General features: G+C 65.3%; 1 protein-coding gene. It reads left to right on the forward strand.

Features of this window, described 5'->3' with window-relative positions:
• Window positions 1-784, forward strand: a 784-nt coding sequence (locus MJ785_RS14550) for an AIM24 family protein (RefSeq protein WP_239381337.1), incomplete at its 5' end; no start/stop codon positions are given.
• Between the last annotated feature and the right edge of the window lie 5 nt (window positions 785-789).

Raw genomic sequence — 789 nt, forward strand, 5'->3', positions numbered from 1 at the left:
GATGGCATCAGCGCCGGTAGCGCCGACGATGGGGTACGGCCAGCAACTGCCCGGTGGGCCCGGCCCGCAGGCGCCCGGCGGTCTCGGCCCGACCGAGATCCTGCCCTCCCAGATCCAGCCGGTGCGGCCAGGCGCGATGAACAGCCTGAACCCCTACCGCGAGGTCCCCACGGCCGGCCGGTGGACGCAGCAGAACAGCAAACTCGTCAAGGTCACGCTCGGGCAGGGCCCGGATGTACTCGCCCTCCGTGGCTCCATGGTCGCCTATCAGGGCGACATCGACTTCGACTACAAGGGCGCTGGTCTGCGTGGGATGCTGGAGAACAAGCTCACCGGACAGGGCCTCAAGTTGATGACGTGTAAGGGGCGCGGTGAGGTCTTCCTTGCTCACGACGCCACCGATCTCCATATCGTCGAGTTGAGCGGCCAGCCGCTGTGCATCAACGCCAAGAACATCCTGGCGTTCGACAGCACCCTGAGCGCCGAGGTCAAGCGGATCGAGAGCCCGGGGATCCCCGGTGGTGGCTTCTTCCATTTCGAGGTTTCAGGCCAGGGCTCGATCGTGGTGATGACGCGGGGAACGCCGATGACGCTGAACGTCGCCGGTCCGACATTCGCCGACATGAACGCTCTGGTGGCCTGGACGGCTGGCATGCGGGTGAGTATCTCGACCCAGGTGCGCATCTCCCGCCAGATCTATGCCGGTAGCAGCGGGGAGTCCCTCGCCTTGCAGTTCATGGGTTTCCAGGGTCATTTCGTCGTTGTCCAGCCGTACGAGGTCTAGGGCGT

This window comes from Protofrankia sp. CiT1, assembly GCF_917627335.1.
Lineage (GTDB): Bacteria > Actinomycetota > Actinomycetes > Frankiales > Frankiaceae > Protofrankia.